This is a genomic window from Loigolactobacillus bifermentans DSM 20003, from assembly GCF_001434575.1.
In the GTDB taxonomy this organism is placed as follows: Bacteria; Bacillota; Bacilli; order Lactobacillales; family Lactobacillaceae; genus Loigolactobacillus; species Loigolactobacillus bifermentans.
Genome location: NZ_AZDA01000048.1, coordinates 1 through 2,025, shown reverse-complemented (window position 1 = coordinate 2,025; position 2,025 = coordinate 1). Strand labels below are relative to the sequence as shown.

Genomic DNA, 2,025 nt, shown 5'->3' with positions numbered 1-2,025 from the left:
TTAAGGACGAAAAAAATAAGATTGAACAACGGCTAGGTAAACAAATCATCAGTCAATCCAATTTAGATTATGCTAATTTGTCTAACGATCAGATTAAGCTTTTAGCTAAGCAATTTTCTGAATTTTTAAAGGTAAAGTCCGTAGATCATTAGCCATACGAGATGGGGAAATTCTATGTCTAATCAATATGAAAAACTAGTCGAGCAGCAAGCGCGTTTAAAACAAAAAATTGAGCGGGAAGATTTTAAATTACGGCAATCTAAATATTATGAAAGTCGGCAAGACCGCAAAGCTCGTTCTCGCCGATTAATTCAAAAAGGAGCTTTGCTAGAAAAATACTTTCAAGCTGATAACCTTTCGGTTGAACAAACCGAAGAGCTTTTAAAAACATTTGCCGATTACGTTAATGCCCATAAGCCGAATAAGCTCAAAAACGATCAACCTAATAACTAGGCCGATCGTTTTTATTTTCTGGATCATTTTTTGGCTTAATTTCTGGGTTTTGATCCGCAAAATCTTTTAATTGTTCTTGGATTCTTTTACCAATTTCGTCTTCAACTGATTTAAGCTCTAAGTTTGCTCTAATTTGTAATCCTTGAATGCCATTGTCATATGTCCACCGTTTAATTTTAGCCATGTCATTAGTTCGATAATAATTGGCAATTAGTTCGTTCCATTGATCCCACTTATCTAACGGCACATTGATTAAGCCTGCACCACCGTCAATCATAATTTTATTAGCACTTAAAGTCGCCGTCCTTTTGTTCCCGTCCCAAAAGATTTGTTGGCGCATATTATGATACATAACAGTCAATGCTTTATCAGTGGTCGTTGTTTGCGGATCAGCCAAAATTTTTTGTAAAAAGGATTGTTCTTGTTTTTCGTTAATTAAGGGTGGTTCAAAAAAGTCTTCACTGCCTAAATCAACTCCTCCTTTTCCTTGCCGTAATTCTCCTGGTACTAAGGCGTCTTCCGCGGCCACAATCTTGTTAATTTGTTTTTCCATGGTTAACGTTAAGGAGGAATTTTGATCAGTGATATATTGCCACCCACGCTTTAAGTTAACAATTGTCAAAATATCTTCAACAGGAACGCCTGCCACACTCATGCCGTCCATAATGGTTTGTGTTTGCGGCAAAGTGGTATTTACGCCTTCAAAGCGGGCACTAGTGTGTACTAGCTTGGTAAAATTTGTTCGAGCAAACCGTTTGTTTTCTGCAACTGTAAATTGATACTTGTCCATATATGCTTGTGTCTTAGTCATATTTTGTGCCTCCTTTTCATTCCAACCACTGATTCTTTGACTCGTCCATGTTAAATCACGAAATGCTTTTCGTTGATAATTTTTTTCTTGCCGTTTATCTAAGAGGTAAGTGTGTAACGCGTCAAACAACTTGCGCTTATCAGGGTCTGGATTATGTGCCGCTTGTTCCCAAACGCCTTAAATATTGACTGTCCAGGGGTCAGCCAACAATTGCTCTATTTTTTCGACTTCTTTGCTTGGTTTGGTCATTTAAAAAACTCCTTTCCCATCTTTCTAGATTAGTTATCGCCTATTCAGCTATTTAAGGCGCCTATTTTAGCTTATAAACGGTTCTAAATCGGTTTTAATATAATTATGTGCCGAACACTTAAAACGGCTTAGATGAGCTTATATGCCGTTTAATTCTAAAAGCGCTCATTGTCAGCGTTTTGCTCTTCGGGGTGTTTGGCCGCGTATTCTCTAGCCGCTTGTTTATTCCACCAAACACCAAATAGGTTTTGCATGGTGCCGTACAGGTAGTTTTCCACGTTCTTGATGTGCTTCTCATTGCTTCTTAGGGCGTTAAAGTAACGTCTCAAGGCTTTAGTCATTAAAAATTTAAGTTCTTCGTCGTCCAGTGGGATTATGACGCCAATATCTTTATGATCCTTCTCAACTCGGTACTTAGCATTTAAGATAATACCAACGAAGCGACGCATCTGTTGCGGGGTACGGCACCAAAAACTAAGCAGTATTCATCATGTTACAGCACCCAAGTAAAA

2 protein-coding genes and 2 pseudogenes are annotated in these 2,025 nt (G+C 38.1%); 1 reads left to right on the top strand and 3 read right to left on the bottom strand.

The features are described from left to right. Positions 1 to 174: 174 nt before the first annotated feature. On the top strand, positions 175 to 453 hold the full coding sequence (locus FC07_RS07520) for a hypothetical protein (protein WP_057904517.1): 279 nt from the start codon (positions 175 to 177) through the stop codon (positions 451 to 453). On the opposite strand, the gene FC07_RS07515 is transcribed toward FC07_RS07520, so the two are convergent. The 3 genes and pseudogenes from FC07_RS07515 to FC07_RS07510 all read right to left on the bottom strand — a co-directional run. Next, positions 443 to 1,264, bottom strand: a complete 822-nt coding sequence (locus FC07_RS07515; protein WP_057904516.1) for a Fic family protein — start codon at positions 1,262 to 1,264, stop codon at positions 443 to 445. The two genes, FC07_RS07520 and FC07_RS07515, sit on opposite strands and share 11 nt — an antisense overlap. Positions 1,265 to 1,314: 50 nt before the next feature. Then, positions 1,315 to 1,513 (bottom strand): annotated as a pseudogene (locus tag FC07_RS16360) (hypothetical protein). Positions 1,514 to 1,668: 155 nt separating this feature from the next. After that, a pseudogene (locus FC07_RS07510) lies at positions 1,669 to 1,995 on the bottom strand (replication initiator protein A); the annotation flags it as partial. Between the last annotated feature and the right edge of the window lie 30 nt (positions 1,996 to 2,025).

Coding starts and splice junctions, on each gene's coding strand:
- FC07_RS07520 (WP_057904517.1), top strand. CDS start 175: ATGTCTAATCAATATGAAAAACTAGTCGAGCAGCAAGCGCGTTTAAAA.
- FC07_RS07515 (WP_057904516.1), bottom strand. CDS start 1,264: ATGACTAAGACACAAGCATATATGGACAAGTATCAATTTACAGTTGCA.